This window comes from Prauserella alba, assembly GCF_024171735.1.
In the GTDB taxonomy this organism is placed as follows: Bacteria; Actinomycetota; Actinomycetes; order Mycobacteriales; family Pseudonocardiaceae; genus Prauserella; species Prauserella alba.
Genome location: NZ_JAMTCH010000003.1, coordinates 556,021 through 570,069, shown reverse-complemented (window position 1 = coordinate 570,069; position 14,049 = coordinate 556,021). Strand labels below are relative to the sequence as shown.

Annotated in this window: 16 protein-coding genes; 6 read left to right on the top strand and 10 right to left on the bottom strand. The window is 71.9% G+C overall.

The annotated features are described in order from the left end of the window. Positions 1 to 119: 119 nt before the first annotated feature. Positions 120 to 746: a nucleoside/nucleotide kinase family protein gene (locus LY12_RS02495; RefSeq protein ID WP_253853035.1), complete on the top strand. Its 627-nt coding sequence runs from the start codon at positions 120 to 122 to the stop codon at positions 744 to 746. 124 nt (positions 747 to 870) lie between these two features. Here the strand turns inward: LY12_RS02495 and LY12_RS02490 are convergent, their stop codons facing one another. The 6 genes from LY12_RS02490 to clpS all read right to left on the bottom strand — a co-directional run bounded on the left by LY12_RS02490 (position 871) and on the right by clpS (position 4,698). After that, entirely contained in the window at positions 871 to 1,821 is a 951-nt protein-coding gene (locus LY12_RS02490) for a PLP-dependent cysteine synthase family protein (protein ID WP_253853034.1), read from the bottom strand. Between the two features lie 2 nt (positions 1,822 to 1,823). Beyond that, positions 1,824 to 2,102 carry a MoaD/ThiS family protein gene (locus LY12_RS02485; protein ID WP_253853033.1) on the bottom strand — a complete coding sequence of 93 codons (279 nt, stop codon included), beginning with the start codon at positions 2,100 to 2,102 and terminating at the stop codon, positions 1,824 to 1,826. A 91-nt stretch (positions 2,103 to 2,193) separates the two neighbouring features. Then, positions 2,194 to 2,715: a M67 family metallopeptidase gene (locus LY12_RS02480; protein WP_253853032.1), complete on the bottom strand. Its 522-nt coding sequence runs from the start codon at positions 2,713 to 2,715 to the stop codon at positions 2,194 to 2,196. Positions 2,716 to 2,809: 94 nt separating this feature from the next. Further along, entirely contained in the window at positions 2,810 to 3,841 is a 1,032-nt protein-coding gene (locus LY12_RS02475) for a P1 family peptidase (RefSeq protein WP_253853031.1), read from the bottom strand. 18 nt (positions 3,842 to 3,859) lie between these two features. After that, the gene (locus LY12_RS02470) at positions 3,860 to 4,417 is read right to left on the bottom strand and encodes a DUF2017 domain-containing protein (RefSeq protein ID WP_253853030.1); all 558 of its coding nucleotides are present in this window, start codon (positions 4,415 to 4,417) and stop codon (positions 3,860 to 3,862) included. Next, positions 4,414 to 4,698 carry an ATP-dependent Clp protease adapter ClpS gene (gene clpS, locus LY12_RS02465; protein WP_183655273.1) on the bottom strand — a complete coding sequence of 95 codons (285 nt, stop codon included), beginning with the start codon at positions 4,696 to 4,698 and terminating at the stop codon, positions 4,414 to 4,416. The genes LY12_RS02470 and clpS overlap by 4 nt, the downstream gene beginning before the upstream one ends. A 200-nt stretch (positions 4,699 to 4,898) precedes the next feature. Here clpS and LY12_RS02460 point away from each other — a divergent pair, with 200 nt between their 5' ends. The 3 genes from LY12_RS02460 to LY12_RS02450 are packed head-to-tail and all read left to right on the top strand — an operon-like array spanning position 4,899 to position 7,728. Further along, complete coding sequence (locus LY12_RS02460) at positions 4,899 to 6,188, top strand: nicotinate phosphoribosyltransferase (RefSeq protein ID WP_253853029.1); 1,290 nt, start codon at positions 4,899 to 4,901, stop codon at positions 6,186 to 6,188. A gap of 17 nt (positions 6,189 to 6,205) precedes the next feature. Then, positions 6,206 to 6,778, top strand: coding sequence for a nicotinamidase (locus LY12_RS02455; protein WP_253853028.1), 573 nt, complete (start codon positions 6,206 to 6,208; stop codon positions 6,776 to 6,778). Further along, entirely contained in the window at positions 6,775 to 7,728 is a 954-nt protein-coding gene (locus LY12_RS02450) for a sugar kinase (protein ID WP_253853027.1), read from the top strand. Before LY12_RS02455 ends, LY12_RS02450 begins: the two co-directional genes overlap by 4 nt. A 27-nt stretch (positions 7,729 to 7,755) precedes the next feature. Here LY12_RS02450 and LY12_RS02445 read toward each other — a convergent pair whose 3' ends face one another. Next, complete coding sequence (locus tag LY12_RS02445; RefSeq protein ID WP_253853026.1) at positions 7,756 to 8,574, bottom strand: hypothetical protein; 819 nt, start codon at positions 8,572 to 8,574, stop codon at positions 7,756 to 7,758. A gap of 183 nt (positions 8,575 to 8,757) precedes the next feature. On the opposite strand from LY12_RS02445, the gene LY12_RS02440 reads away from it, so the two are divergent. Together LY12_RS02440 and LY12_RS02435 are read left to right on the top strand one after the other, a co-directional pair. Next, positions 8,758 to 10,860: an ATP-dependent DNA helicase gene (locus tag LY12_RS02440; protein ID WP_372493428.1), complete on the top strand. Its 2,103-nt coding sequence runs from the start codon at positions 8,758 to 8,760 to the stop codon at positions 10,858 to 10,860. Positions 10,861 to 10,889: 29 nt separating this feature from the next. Then, entirely contained in the window at positions 10,890 to 11,237 is a 348-nt protein-coding gene (locus tag LY12_RS02435; RefSeq protein WP_183655288.1) for a hypothetical protein, read from the top strand. Between the two features lie 22 nt (positions 11,238 to 11,259). On the opposite strand, the gene LY12_RS02430 is transcribed toward LY12_RS02435, so the two are convergent. The 3 genes from LY12_RS02430 to serB form a co-directional block, all read right to left on the bottom strand. After that, positions 11,260 to 11,880 (bottom strand): class I SAM-dependent methyltransferase, encoded by a 621-nt coding sequence (locus LY12_RS02430; RefSeq protein ID WP_253853025.1) that lies wholly within the window; start codon positions 11,878 to 11,880, stop codon positions 11,260 to 11,262. Between the two features lie 181 nt (positions 11,881 to 12,061). Beyond that, positions 12,062 to 12,823, bottom strand: a complete 762-nt coding sequence (locus tag LY12_RS02425) for an aminoacyl-tRNA hydrolase (RefSeq protein WP_253853024.1) — start codon at positions 12,821 to 12,823, stop codon at positions 12,062 to 12,064. Beyond that, positions 12,820 to 14,049 (bottom strand): phosphoserine phosphatase SerB, encoded by a 1,230-nt coding sequence (gene serB / locus LY12_RS02420; protein ID WP_253853023.1) that lies wholly within the window; start codon positions 14,047 to 14,049, stop codon positions 12,820 to 12,822. Before serB ends, LY12_RS02425 begins: the two co-directional genes overlap by 4 nt.

Sequence of the window (14,049 nt, the reverse complement as noted above, 5' to 3'; positions counted from 1 at the left end):
GAATCCGAGGTCGGCCCCGGGAGTCCGGCTTGCGGACCGCGGGGGCTCCGGCCTCGATGCCGGCACACCGCGGTTGGCCGTGACGGCCCCGCCGGTGCCCGGTCCGTAGGATCGCCGGCGTGCGTTTCCGGCCCATCTCGTTCGACCGTCTCGTGACCGAACTCGCCGAACGGATCGGAGCACGGACCACCGAACGGAACCCGGCCGTGGCGTTCGACGGTGCGGCGGGCGCCGCCGACCCGGCCGGACTCGCCGACGCACTCGTCGACCCCCTGCGAGCGGCGGGACGCGAGGTACTGCGCGTGTCGGCGTGGGATTTCCTGCGACCGGCGTCGCTGCGGTTCGAACGCGGCCGCCACGACCCCGACACGCGGTACGAGGACTGGCTCGACGTCGGAGCGCTGCGCCGGGAGGTGCTCAACCCGCTGCGGCCGGGCGGCACGGGCGAGGTGCTGCCGGCGCTGTGGGACGCCGGCGCCGACCGCGCCTACCGGGAGCCGCGTGCGGCGCTGCCCCGCGGTGCGGTCGTGCTCGTCGACGGGGAACTGCTGCTCGGCCGCGGACTGGACTTCGACCTGACGGTCCACCTGTGGCTGTCACCGGCGGCGCTGAGCCGCAACACACCGGCCGACTCCCGCTGGGCGCTGCCGGCGTACGAACGGTACGAACGCGAGGTCTCCCCCACCGATACCGCGGACGTCGTGGTGCGCATGGACCACCCGCGGAACCCCGCCGTCCGGGACTGACACAGCCGCGACCGACACGACTGCGACCGACACACGGCTGCGCCCGACACAGCTGCGACCGAAAACGGCTGCGGCCCCACCGGAAACCGATGGGGCCGCAGCCGTGTCGACAAGGAGACCGTCGCTACGCCCAGAGCTGGCCGTCGAGGCGCTCGGCGGCCTCGTCGAGCGATCCCGCGTAGGCGCCGGTCGACAGGTACTTCCAGCCCGCGTCGGCCACGACGAACGCGATGTCGGCCGACTGGCCCCTGGCGATCGCCTTCTCGGCCATACCCAGAGCCGCGTGCAGCACCGCTCCGGTCGAAATGCCCGCGAACACGCCTTCCTGTTCGAGCAGCTGGCGGGTGCGCCGCAGCGCGTCGTACGCACCGACGGAGTACCGCCCGCTCAGCACGTCCGGGTCGTACAGCTCGGGGACGAAGCCGTCGTCGAGGTTGCGCAGGCCGTAGACGAGTTCGCCGTACCGCGGTTCCGCGGCGACGATCTGGACGTCGGGCTTGGCCTCCTGCATGTACCGCCCGACACCGACGAGCGTGCCCGTGGTGCCGAGGCCGCCGACGAAGTGCGTGATCGTCGGCAGGTCGGCCAGCAGCTCCGGGCCGGTGCCCTCGTAGTGGGCGGCGATGTTGGCCGGGTTGCCGTACTGGTACAGCATCACCCAGTCCGAGTTGAGCTTCGCGAGCTCCTTGGCCTTGCGGACGGCCTCGTTCGATCCGCCCGCGGCCTCGGAGAAGATGATCCGCGCACCGTAGGCCTGCAGCAGCTGCTTGCGCTCGGCGGACGTGTTCTCCGGCATGACGCAGACGAGGCCGTAGCCCTTGAGCTTGGCGGCCATGGCCAGCGAGATGCCGGTGTTGCCCGACGTCGGCTCGAGGATCGTGGCGCCGGGACGGAGCGAACCGTCCTTCTCGGCGTCCTCGATCATCTTGAGCGCCGGACGGTCCTTGATCGACCCGGTCGGGTTGCGGTCTTCGAGCTTGGCCCACAGCCGGACGTCACCGGACGGGGACAGACGCGGCAAACCGACGAGCGGCGTGCCACCCAGTGTGTCGATCAAGGACTCGTAGCGGGCCATGATCAGCGCATACCGCCGGCGACAGCAGGCAGGATCGTCACGGTGTCACCGTCGGTGACCTCGGCTTCGAGACCGCCGGCGAACCGGACGTCCTCGTCGTTGACGTAGACGTTGACGAACCGGTGCAGCTTCTCGTCCTTGACCAGACGGTCCTTCAGACCGCCGTGACGCGACTCGATGTCGTCGATCACCTGGGCGACGGTCTTGCCGGACGCCTCGACGGCCTTTTCGCCGCCGGTGTGCGTACGCAGGATCGTCGGGATGGACACGGTCACGGCCATGGGTTACCTCCGCAGAATGGCTTGTCGATCAGACAGACGTTTGAGCACGCGGGAAAATTCCGCGTGTGACCCGGGCTACGCCGGGGAGTGATCAGGCGTCGGGGACGTCGTCGCTGCCGGTGTTGGCGAACATGTACGACTCGACGGGCGTGACGTCCGGATTCAGCCGGATCGCCGCGCTCTCGGCTCCGGCGTCCCCGACGATCTGCACCGGCTCCTCGGTGACCTCGCCCTCGACGATCCGGTACGACCGGAACTCCGTGACGTGCTCGTCCCTGGTCGACACGAGCACGTAGTGCGCGAAGGGTTCCGAGGCGAACGCGATGTCGGTCCGTGAAGGGTAGGCCTCGGTGGCCGTGTGCGAGTGGTAGATCACGACGGGTGTCTCGTCGGCCGCGGCCATCTCGCGGTACAGCTTCAGGAGATCGCCCGAGTCGAACTCGTAGAACGTCGGCGAGCGGGCCGCGTTGACCATCGGGATGTAGCGCTCTGGGGTGTCGCTGCCATCGTCGGGTCCCGCGATCACCCCACAGGCCTCGTCGGGGTGGTCACGACGGGCGTGGGCGACGATCGCATCGACATGGTCACGGCGAATCCGAAGCACGTCCCCCATCTTACTGGCTGAACAACGCGTGTTCACAGTGTGAGACGGCCGCTGTGGCCCATCCCTCCCCGGGCCAGCCGGCCCCCACCTGACCTGCGCGTTCTCAGTCGCCGAAGGCCTCGGGCCAGACGTCGCGGTAGGCCCGCAGCCCGGCTACGGAGGTGGCCTGCAGCACGCCGTGGACCATGGCCCGCGTGAACACCCCGGCTGCCGCCGAGCACAGCCCGTCCAGCGCCGCGGCGCGGCGCGCCTCGCGCTCCCCACCCAGTCTGCCGGCCCCCTCGGCCAGCGGCCGCGCCCCCGTCGCGAGCGCGAACACCGTGTCGCCGTCGTACATCGTGTGCGCCGGCCGCACCGCGCGGGCCAGCCCGTCCTGAGCGGCGACGGCCAACCTGCGCGCCTCGGCCTTCGACAGCTCCGCGTCGGTGGCGACCACGCCGATGGTGGTGTTGAGGTCCTTGGCCTCGGCTGTTCCGCCGAGGTCGACGGCGCGGCGCGGCCATCGGGTCACGCCGAACTCGCCGGGTTCGGCGTGGTCGGCGGCCAGCGGCTCGCCGGTGCGCGAACGCACCGCCTCGCCCGCGGCGTTGACCACGGCCAGCACCCCGACCGTGAACTCGCCGACCCGCTCGCTGGCGGTACCGACACCGCCCTTCAGCGACCCCACCTGCGCGCCCGTGCCCGCGCCGACCGTGCCCTGCGCGATCGGACCGGCCGTGGCCGCCTCGCACGCCGCGTAGCCGAAGGTCGCGTCGGGACGGTTGCCCCAGTCGCCGCGCGGCAGGTCGAAGACGACGGCGGCGGGCACGATCGGCACCACCTCGAACGGGCGGGTGCCCACGGGAAAGCCACGCTGGCGCTCACCGAGCCAGCGCACGACGCCGTCGGCCGCGGCGAGACCGTAGGCGCTGCCGCCGGACAGGCAGATCGCGTCGACCCGCTGCACCAGGTTCTCGGGCGCCAGCAGATCGGTCTCGCGCGTGCCGGGCGCGCCGCCCCGCTGGTCGACCGCACCGACGGCCTGACCGGGCACGAGCACCGCGGTCGTCCCCGTGGCCCAGCCGCGCCCGAGTCGCTGGTGATGGCCGACGAGCACGCCGGGCACGTCCGTGATCGCGTTGAACTCCCCCGGCATGGCGGCCTCCTGCTCGCTCTACTCGGTGAGGGCCTGTACCAGGCTTTCCTGTACCCAGGTCAGCCAGTGGTAGATGCCCAGGTGCGAGGAACGGGGGTCGTCCTCCGGCAGCTCCTCGGGCATGTCGTCGTCGACATCGAGCGCCGTGCCCAGTGCCAGCCGGACGTCGTTGAGGGCCGAGACCCAGGCGTCGGCCTGCTCGTAGGTGAGCTTGATGTTGCCGCCCTCTGGCGGGAGCGTGTTCATCAGCTCGGCGGCCGCCCCGAGCTTGGCGTCGAGTACCTGCGGCTCGTGCAGCGAACGCAGCGCCGACGCCGAGTCGACGTCCTCCTGCGACGGCTGATCCGGATCGAGCTTGTGGAAGTCCGGCAGGAGCCGGCCCAGCACCGGGTCGTCCGGGCCCTCCGACGGTCCGGTCTTGATGCCGGTCAGCTCCGCCAGCTCGTCCTGCGGCGCTTCCTCCGCGCGGGCACGGAGCATGTCGTCGACCTGGCTGACCAGGCCCCGCAGCACGGCCGCCTCCTGTTGCTCGAATCCGCCGAGCACGCGACCGCCCTTGCGCCGCCAACCCTTCACGTCTGCTCCATCGTGGCCCACAGGCCCGCCGCGTGCAGTTTCGCGACGTCGCCCTCGACCTTCTCCTTGCTGCCCGACGTGACGATCGCCCGACCCTTGTGGTGGACGTCGAGCATCAGTTTCGTGGCGTGGTCGCGGCTGTACCCGAACAGCTTCTGAAAGACGTACGTCACGTACGACATCAAGTTCACCGGGTCGTTCCACACGATCGTCTGCCACGGCTGGTCCCCGGCGCTGGTGTCCTCGCCGAGTGTCTGTTCGGCCTCGACCGGCGTCGTCATGCCCTCCATGTTGGCACGCCCGCTCTAACGCCCTGCCCGGAACCCCGCAAGTCCCGCGTCACCCGTGTCTCGCCCCCAAGGGCACTTTGGTTGCGTTGAGTGCAACCAGAGTGCCCCTGGGGGCACGCGGCGTTTCCGCTCACCCGGTCGTCGGCACCCACGGCTGGGGCGGCCACCCGCTCGCGGATAGGTTCTTGCCCATGGAACAGATCGGCCCCAGCACGGCACTGCTGACCGACCACTACGAACTGACCATGCTCGGCAGCGCACTCGCCGACGGGTCGGCCGACCGTGCGTGCGTGTTCGAGGTCTTCGCACGCAGGCTCCCCGGCGGCAGGCGGTACGGCGTCGTGGCCGGCACGGGCCGGGTGCTCGACGCGATCGCCGATTTCCGGTTCACCGACGCCGAGCTGACGCAACTCGAGCAGACCGCCGTGGTCGACTCGGCGACGCTGTCGTGGCTGGCCGACTACCGCTTCTCCGGCGACATCGACGGCTACCCCGAGGGTGAGCTGTACTTCCCCGGTTCGCCGATCCTCACGGTGCGCGGGAGTTTCGCCGAGGCGGTCGTGCTGGAGACGCTGATCCTGTCGATCCTCAACCACGATTCGGCCATCGCGTCGGCGGCCGCGCGCATGTCGGCCGCGGCCTCGGGCAGGCCGATCATCGAGATGGGTGGCCGCCGCACCCACGAACTGGCCGCCGTGGCGGCCGCGAGGGCCGCGTACCTGGCGGGCTTCGCCACGACGTCGAATCTCGAGGCGGGCAGGCGCTACGGCATCCCCACACGCGGCACCACGGCGCACGCATACATCCTGTTGCACGACAACGAGGAGTCCGCGTTCCGTTCGCAGGTCGCGAAGGCGGGACCGGACACGACGTTGCTCGTCGACACCTACGACATCACGACGGGAATCGACACGGCGGTGCGCGTGGCGGGACCGGAGCTGGGTGCGATCCGCATCGACTCCGGCGACGTGGGCGTGCTCGCGCGCAAGGCCCGCGAACAGCTCGACGACCTCGGCGCCAAGGACACGCGGATCATGGTGTCCGGTGACCTGGACGAGCACGCGATCGCCGCTCTGCGTGCCGAACCGGTCGACGCCTACGGTGTCGGTACGTCCGTTGTGACCGGATCGGGCGCGCCGACCGCCGGAATGGTGTACAAACTCGTCGACGTGGACGGGCGACCGGTCGCCAAACGCAGCGAGGACAAGGCCTCCCGCGGCGGCAGGAAGTCGGCGGTGCGCAGGCACAAGGCGACCGGAACCGCCCTGGAGGAGGTGGTGCACCCCGCAGCTGCGCCACCCGAACTCGGCGAGCACGACCGGGTCGTGCCGATCCCGCTGATGCGGGCGGGCAAGACCGCAGGCGGCCTGCCCACACTGGAAGACGCGCGCACTCGGCTGCGCCGCGGCATGGTGAGCCTGCCGTGGGAAGGTCTCAAGCTCTCCCGCGGCGAGCCTGCCATTCCGACGACATTCATCTGAGAAGGCAGGAGGCGATCATGAGCACCGCGTTGATCGTCGTGGACGTCCAGAACGACTTCTGCGAGGGAGGCGCGCTCGCCGTCACGGGCGGCACGGCCGTGGCCGGCGACGTGTCGGAACTGCTGCGCCGGGGCGAGTACCGCCACGTCGCGGCCACCCGCGACCTTCACATCGACCCTGGCGCACATTTCAGCGACGAGCCGGATTTCGTGACCTCATGGCCCCGCCACTGCGAGGCGGGCACGCCCGGTGCGAGCTTCCACCCCGCGCTCGACGTCGGGCCGATCCAGGCCGTGTTCTCGAAAGGCCAGTACAGCGACGGCTACTCGGGGTTCGAATCGGCCACCGACACCGGTGAGACGCTCGAGCAGTGGTTGCGCTCTCGTGGCGTCACGGCCATCGACGTCGTGGGCATCGCGACCGACCACTGCGTCCGCGCCACGGCGCTCGACGCCGCGCGCGCCGGGTTCCCGGTGCGCGTGCTGGCGGATCTGACCGCGGGCGTCGCGGTGGAGACGACCGAAACGGCACTGACCGACTTCGTCGACGCCGACGTCGAGATCGTCGGCACGCCCCGGGTCGGCGCGTGAGCCCAGGCCTGGTGACGTTCGGCGAGGCGCTGGCGTCCTTCCGCACCTCGACGGGCAAACTCCGGCACGCGACGACCGTCGACGTCGGCATCGCCGGCACCGAGGCGACCGTGGCCGTCGGCGTGTCCCGGCTCGGCTCCCGCGCGGCGTGGGCGGGCCGGATCGGCGCCGACGAGCCCGGCGCACTCGTGCTGACCCGCCTCCGGGAGGAAGGTGTCGACACCTCCGCGGCTGTCACGGACTCACATTCGCCCACCGGGCTGGTCCTGCGGGACTTCCGTTCCCGTGACGCCAACCGGTCCGCCTTCTACCGCACCGGCAGTGCGGGCACTCGCCTCGGACCGGAGGACCTGCGCGAGGACCTGATCGCCGGCGCGGGCGTGCTGCACCTGTCGGGCGCCACGGCTGCGCTGTCGGAGACGGCCGACGACGCCACGTTCACCGCGGCCGAGATCGCGGGCGAGGCGGGGGTGCCCGTCTCCCTGTCACTCGACCACCGGCCCGCGCTGTGGCGCCCCGAGGACGCCCGCGACACGCTGCTGGACCTCGTGTCCCACGCCGACATCGTGTTCGCCCGCACCGACGAGGCCCGGCTGCTCGGGTTCGACGGCGACGCCGACTCGCTCGTGGCGGATCTGGCCGAACTCGGCCCGGACGACGTGATCGTGCTGCAGGGCCCGCGCGGCGCGGTCACCGAGATCGCGGGCGCCCGCTACGACGTGCCGTCCTACCCGGTGCACGAGATCGACCCGGACGCCGCGGACGAGGCGTTCGTCGCGGGATACCTCGCCGATCTACTGGCCGGCGAGCCCGCCGACCGCCGCGTCCGGACGGCCGCGGCGTGCCGGGCGGCGGCGATGACCGTGCCCGGCGGTGCCGACAGCCTGCCCGAACGCGGCGATCTGGTGGACCTGCCGCGCCAGCACCGGCTCGCGCGCCAGTCTCCGTAGCTCGCGCCAGTCTCCGTAGCTCGCGCGTCAGTCCCCGTAGGGCGCGCAGTGGGAGGCGCCGACGCGGATGTCGCCGGTGACCGGCCCGCCTTCGGGGAACAGTTCGATCCGCATCGCCGACATCGCCATGCTGCCGTCCGGCGGCTCGGGCGCGGTGAACTCGTTGAGCACCACGCGGGCCAGCGGCGGGTCGTTCTCCGTCGCCCCGGGGATCATCACCTCGTGGTTCGGCGGGATCTCCTCGGGCACGGCGAACCCGGTCACGCCGGAGAGCCACATCGAGGACGCGCTGCCGTTGTCGGTCGTGTGGCACGACGCCGAGTAGGAGCGCACCCGGATCTTCGGGCCGCCGTACTGTTCCAGCACGGACGTGGAGAACCGGGTGCCCGACACCTCGGCCTCCGCTCGGCCGTTCTCCCGCACACACGACGTCTCGCCCCGGCCGTAGGCGGCCAGTTCGCCGCCCTCGCCGACGGTGATGCCCGGCGTGCTGCCGGAGGTCTCCCCGTCGACGTCGCACGCCGCGATCGGGCCGACGCGCACGTCGGTGCCGTCCTGCACGACGTCGACCATGCCCACCGTTCCCGTGGCCGTCGGCGCCCAGTCGTCGGATGCCTGGACCGCCTGGGTCTCGGTGTCGCCGGTGTCGGCGTCCCCGGTCGCGGCGGTGCCGGTCTTGCGGTCCTGGGCCGCGGTGGCCGCGCCCTCGCCGGACTGGGATCCGGTGTGCGCGGTGCCGCCGCGGTCGGCCTGGGCGGGACCTGCCAGCGCGGCGGTCAGCGCCAGTGAGGCGAGTCCCACCGCCGACAGTCGGCCTGCCCGGCGTGCGGTGCGCATGCGTGTCATCTGTGACGTCCTCCCGAATCGTGATCTGGCGCATACCCGACATCGGCAGCCGCGCACCCGAGCCTGACCCGCCCCGCGCCACACCACCCGGCCGTGTGACCGCGCCGTCGTGGCCGACGAAACCGGACCGTGGGTGTCGGTCGTCCCCGTGGGCGTCGGTGGTCATCGGTAAGGTGGCGCTCCGTGCCCGCCGAGATCAGCACCCTGCAGAAGACCCGTGCCCTGCCCGGCGTCCGTGAGCTGCTCACCGACGCCGTCGAGGCGGTCGGCGGCACCGAGCGCGACGGCCAGGTGCGCATGGCCGAGGCCGTCACGCGGGCGATCCGCACCGGCGAACACCTCGCCGTGCAGGCCGGCACCGGCACGGGCAAGTCGCTGGCCTACCTGGTGCCCGCGATCCGCTACGCGGTGGAGCAGCACACCACGGTGGTCGTGTCGACCGCGACGATCGCGCTGCAGAACCAGCTCGTCGACCGTGACCTTCCCCGGCTGGCGCAGGCATTGAAGAAGCCGCTCGGGCGCGAACCGACGTTCGCGATCCTCAAGGGCAGGCGCAACTACCTGTGCATGCACCGCGTGCATTCCGGCGCGCCCGAGGAACCCGAGGACAGCGGACTGTTCGACGCGTTCACCGTCTCGCGCATCGGCCGCGAGGTGAAACAGCTGCACGAGTGGTCCTCGGAGACCGAGACCGGCGACCGCACCGAGCTCGTGCCCGGGGTGTCGGAGCAGGCGTGGCGGCAGGTGTCGGTGAGCGCGCGCGAATGCCTCGGCGCGGCGCGCTGTCCCGTCGGCGACGACTGCTTCGCCGAGAAGGCACGCGCCGACGCGGGCCGGGTGGACGTCGTCGTGACCAACCACGCGTTGCTGGCCATCGACGCACTGCAGGAACAGCGGGTGCTGCCGGAACACGACCTCGTCGTCATCGACGAGGCACACGAACTGGTCGACCGGGTGACGTCGGCGGCCACGGCCGAGCTGACGGCGTCCGCGGTCTCGGCGGCCACGCGGCGCTGCGGCCGCATCATCGACGCCGACACCTCCGACCGGCTCCTCGAAGCCGGTGAGGGCCTGGCACTCGTGCTCGACGACCTGCCCGCGGGCCGGCTCGACACGCTGCCGCAGGCCCTCGGCGGCGCGGTCACCGTGGTCCGCGACGCCGCGCACGCCTGCCTGACGGCGCTGGGCAGCGAACGGAAAGAGGATGTCGAGGAGGCCACGGCACGCAAGCTGGCGCGGTCGGCCGTCGAGGAGATCCACGACACCGCCGTGCGGCTGCTCGACGCGTTCGACGCCGACCAGGCGAACCGGCCCGACGTCGTGTGGATCTCCAACGACACGTACTCGTCGTCCCCGCGGCCGCCGTCCCTGCACGTCGCGCCGCTGACCGTGGGCGGACTGCTGCGGGAACGCGTGTTCGCCCGCTCGACGACCGTCTTGACGTCGGCGACGCTCGCCCTCGGCGGCCGGTTCGACACGCTCGCCCGCCAGTGGGGGCTGCCTCCGGAGCCGACGCCCGCGCCCGCCGACGACGGCACCGCCACCGACAAGCCTGCCCCCGCCGACGACGCCGACGACGGCCTCCGGTGGAGCGGACTCGACGTCGGCTCACCGTTCGACTACGGCCGCAACGGCATCCTGTACGTCGCCAAGCATCTGCCGCCGCCGGGCCGCGACGGGCTCGGCGACGCCACCCTCGACGAGATCGCCGCGCTGATCGACGCCGCAGGCGGGCGGACGCTGGGCCTGTTCTCGTCGATGCGCGCCGCCAAACGGGCCGCCGAGGAGCTCCGCGAACGTGTCCCCTACGAGATTCTCTGCCAGGGCGACGACTCGACGTCGACCCTCGTGGCGCAGTTCTCCGAGGAACCACGAACGTGCCTGTTCGGGACGTTGTCGCTGTGGCAGGGCGTGGACGTGCCGGGGCCGTCGCTGCAACTGGTGATCGTCGACCGGTTGCCGTTCCCCCGGCCCGACGACCCGGTGGCCTCGGCCAGGCAGCGCGCGATCGAGGCCAAGGGCGGCAACGGATTCCTCACGGTGGCGGCCACGCACGCGGCGCTGCTGCTCGCCCAGGGCGCCGGCAGGCTTCACCGCTCGTCGGACGACCGCGGCGTCGTGGCGGTGCTCGACTCGCGCCTCGCGACGGCGCGCTACGGCGGCTTTCTGCGCGCGTCGATTCCGCCGTTCTGGCCAACGCAGGATCCCGCCGTTGCGCGCGATGCGCTCACGCGGCTCGACGCCGCCGCCCCGGGAAGGTCCAGCACGCCCACCGCGTTACGGTGAACGCCACCCCCGAGCCCAAGGGAGAGTTCGTGTCCCCCGATTCCTCCACCGCCCATTCCCGCGCCGTCAGTGTCGACGACACCGGTGTCCGGCGGCAGCTCGCCGACGGCTCCGAGGAGCGGGTCGACTGGGACGACCTCGCCGCCGTGGTCGTCCGTGTGATCCCCGAGGGACTGTCGGACGAGGACGTCTTCCTGATGCTCGCGGCGGCCGACGGCACCGGAACCGCCGTGCCGAGCGGCGACCCGGCTGCGGATGCGCTCATCGAACGGTTGCAGACACTGCCCGGGTTCGACCACGAGACGTTCGTCGAGGCTATGACCACCGACGCCGATCAGGCCTACGTCGTGTGGAAAGCGGGCGAGGGCTCGGCCTGAGCCGTCGTCCCCGGGGCTCGCGTCAAGCGGGTGCCACGGCGCGGATCACGGCGTCGACCCCGCTGCCCTCGGTTTCTCGGCTGCGCTCCTCGGCCACGTCGAGGCGCCAGCCGCCGAGCGCCGCGGTTGCCTCCTCGACGGAGACCTGCACCTGGCCCGCCGCGGGCGTCTCGGCACCGGTGGCCGGGTCCACCGGACGGTGACCGACCAGCAGGAGGGTGCCGCCGGGTGTGACGCCGCGTGCGAGCCGTGTGACGAACTCGCCGACCGGGCCGGCGATGTGCACGTACACGCACACCACGAGGTCGTAGGCCCGTTCCGGCGGATACCACGTGGCGAGGTCGGCTTCGTGCCACTCGATCCGCTCGGCGATGTCCACGCCGAGACGGTCCGCGGCCGACCGGCCCGCTTCGAGAGCCGTGGGCGAGAAGTCGACCGCCGTGACCCGCCAACCGGACGCGGCCAGCCAGTGTGCCTCGGCGCCGTGGCCACAGCCGGCGTCGAGCGCCCTCCCGGGGCGCAGGCCCGCCACCTCGGCGAGCACATGCCCGTTGGGAGGCCGGTTCGCGACGGCCTCCGGGTGGTCGCGGACAACCTGGCCCCAGCGGCGTTCCCAGAAGTCACGGTCGAACGTCGGATCCATGTCCGGGACTGTGCCACGGCGCATGCCAATACGGCGAACATCGTTGCCGAATCGGCAAAAGCTGCTGCCGGGAAGTGACAACCGGGCAGTACAACCGTGCAGTGGTAACTGGGCGCCTACCACCGGGCGACGGCAACCGGGCGATGGCGGCGCGGACGCAGGTGTGGGGCGACCCGCGGGTTCAGAGTCCGCGCGGCTGCGCGAGCACGGTGACGGTGCCGGGCGCGATCTCGGTGAATCCGGCGTCGCGGACGGCGATCACGCCGTGGTCCCGCCACGTCTCCGCCGGATCGCCCGGTGCGAGGTCGGCCCACTCGGCGGGCGTGGCCGTGCGCACAGAGCAGCCGAAGTCGCGGTCACGCCAGCGTTCCCGTTCCGCGGCGCCGAGGACGGCGGCCAACAGCATCGTAGCGTGCCCGACCTGTGCGGCCGCCTTGCCGGCGGTCATCGGCACGTCGGGGTTGAGCAGCAACCGCGGCCGGTCGCCGGGCGCGGGGCCGGGTTCGTCGGCGGGCAGGTCCGTGCCGGACACCTGCAGGCGCGACACCTCTTTGGGAACGTCGGAGACGCGCCCGGGCAGCAGCGCGCGCACCTGCGCGCCGTCGACATCGACGGTGACGCCGGGCAGCTGCTGCACCGCGTCCCAGTGCGCTCCCCTGGCCCGGCGCGAGACCTTGCGGATGTGGCCCGCGAGCCAGTCGCGCATCGGTTCGTGCCACGGGCCTCCGGGTGCGCACCGCTCGTCGAGGCACACGGCCAGCGCAGCCGTGGCCGCGGCCTCCAGCAGCGGGGTGCGCGCGGGAAGGGACGACTTCTCCAAGCGGAGGATCACCGGCATGGCCCGCACCTCGGCGGGTTCGGTCGCCACGACGGCCGTGTCGGCCGCGGGCAGGCCGAGCCAGGACGCGTAACGCGCTGCGAGTGGGGCGAGCAGCCCGGTCACGGCCGGACGAGGTCGAGGCCGTCGGCCGCGTCGGCGGCCTCGACCTCGGTGCGCGTCACGCCGAGCATGAACAGGATCGCGTCCAGGTACGGGTACGACAGCGCGGCGTCGGCGACCTCGCGCAGCGCGGGCTTGGCGTTGAAGGCGATCCCCATCCCCGCCGCGGACAGCATGTCGATGTCGTTCGCCCCGTCGCCGACGGCGACGCACTGCTGGACGGGGATGCCGAACTCGTCGGCGAACCGGTTCAGCGCCTTCGCCTTGCCCGGCCGGTCGACGACCTCGCCGACGACCCGGCCGGTGAGCTTGCCGTCGACGACCTCGAGTTCGTTCGCCGCCGCGAAGTCCAGCCCCAGGTCGTCCACGAGACGGTCGATGATCCGCATGAAGCCACCGGACACGACGCCGCACTGGAAGCCGAGCCGCTTGAGGGTGCGGATGGTGGTGCGGGCGCCCGGGGTGAGCTCGATCGTGTCGGCCACCTCGTCCATCGCCGCCTCGGGCAGCCCTTCGAGCAGGGCCACGCGGCGTTCGAGCGACTCGGTGAAGTTGATCTCGCCGCGCATCGCGGCCTCGGTGATCTCCCGTACCTGCGGCTCGACGCCGACGTGCGCGGCGAGCATCTCGATGACCTCGCCCTGGATGAGCGTCGAGTCGACGTCGAACACGACGAGCCGCTTCGCCCGCCGCGACAGGCCGGAGCGCTGGATGGACACGTCCAGCCCGCCGCGGTTGGCGAAGTCGGCGAGGATCGAGCGCAGCTCGGCGTCGGCCTCCGGCGTGTCCTTCTCCACCGACAGCTCCACCTCGAGGCCCGTCACCGGGTAGTCGGCGATGCTGCGGATGGCGTCGATGTTGGCGTCCACGGACGCGAGCTTGCCGGCGACCGCGTAGATCGACTGCGCCGTCAGCGGGCGGCCGAGCAACGTCAGCACGTGGGTCGAGTCCTGCCTGCCCTGCGCGAACGGCTCGGTCCCGATCTCGTCGCCGATCTTGACGTCGACCGACATCGCCACCGTCGCCATGGCCTGTTCGACGGCCTCCTGGAGAGCTTCCGGATCGTTGTCGACGGCGACCAGCACCCCCAGTACCAATCGTCCGCGGATGACCACCTGCTCGACGTCGTGGACTTCGACGCCGCGGGAGGTGAGCGCGGCGAACAGGACGGACGATACGCCCGGCTTGTCCGGTCCGGTCGCGGTGATCAGGACTGGGGTGCTGGTCAT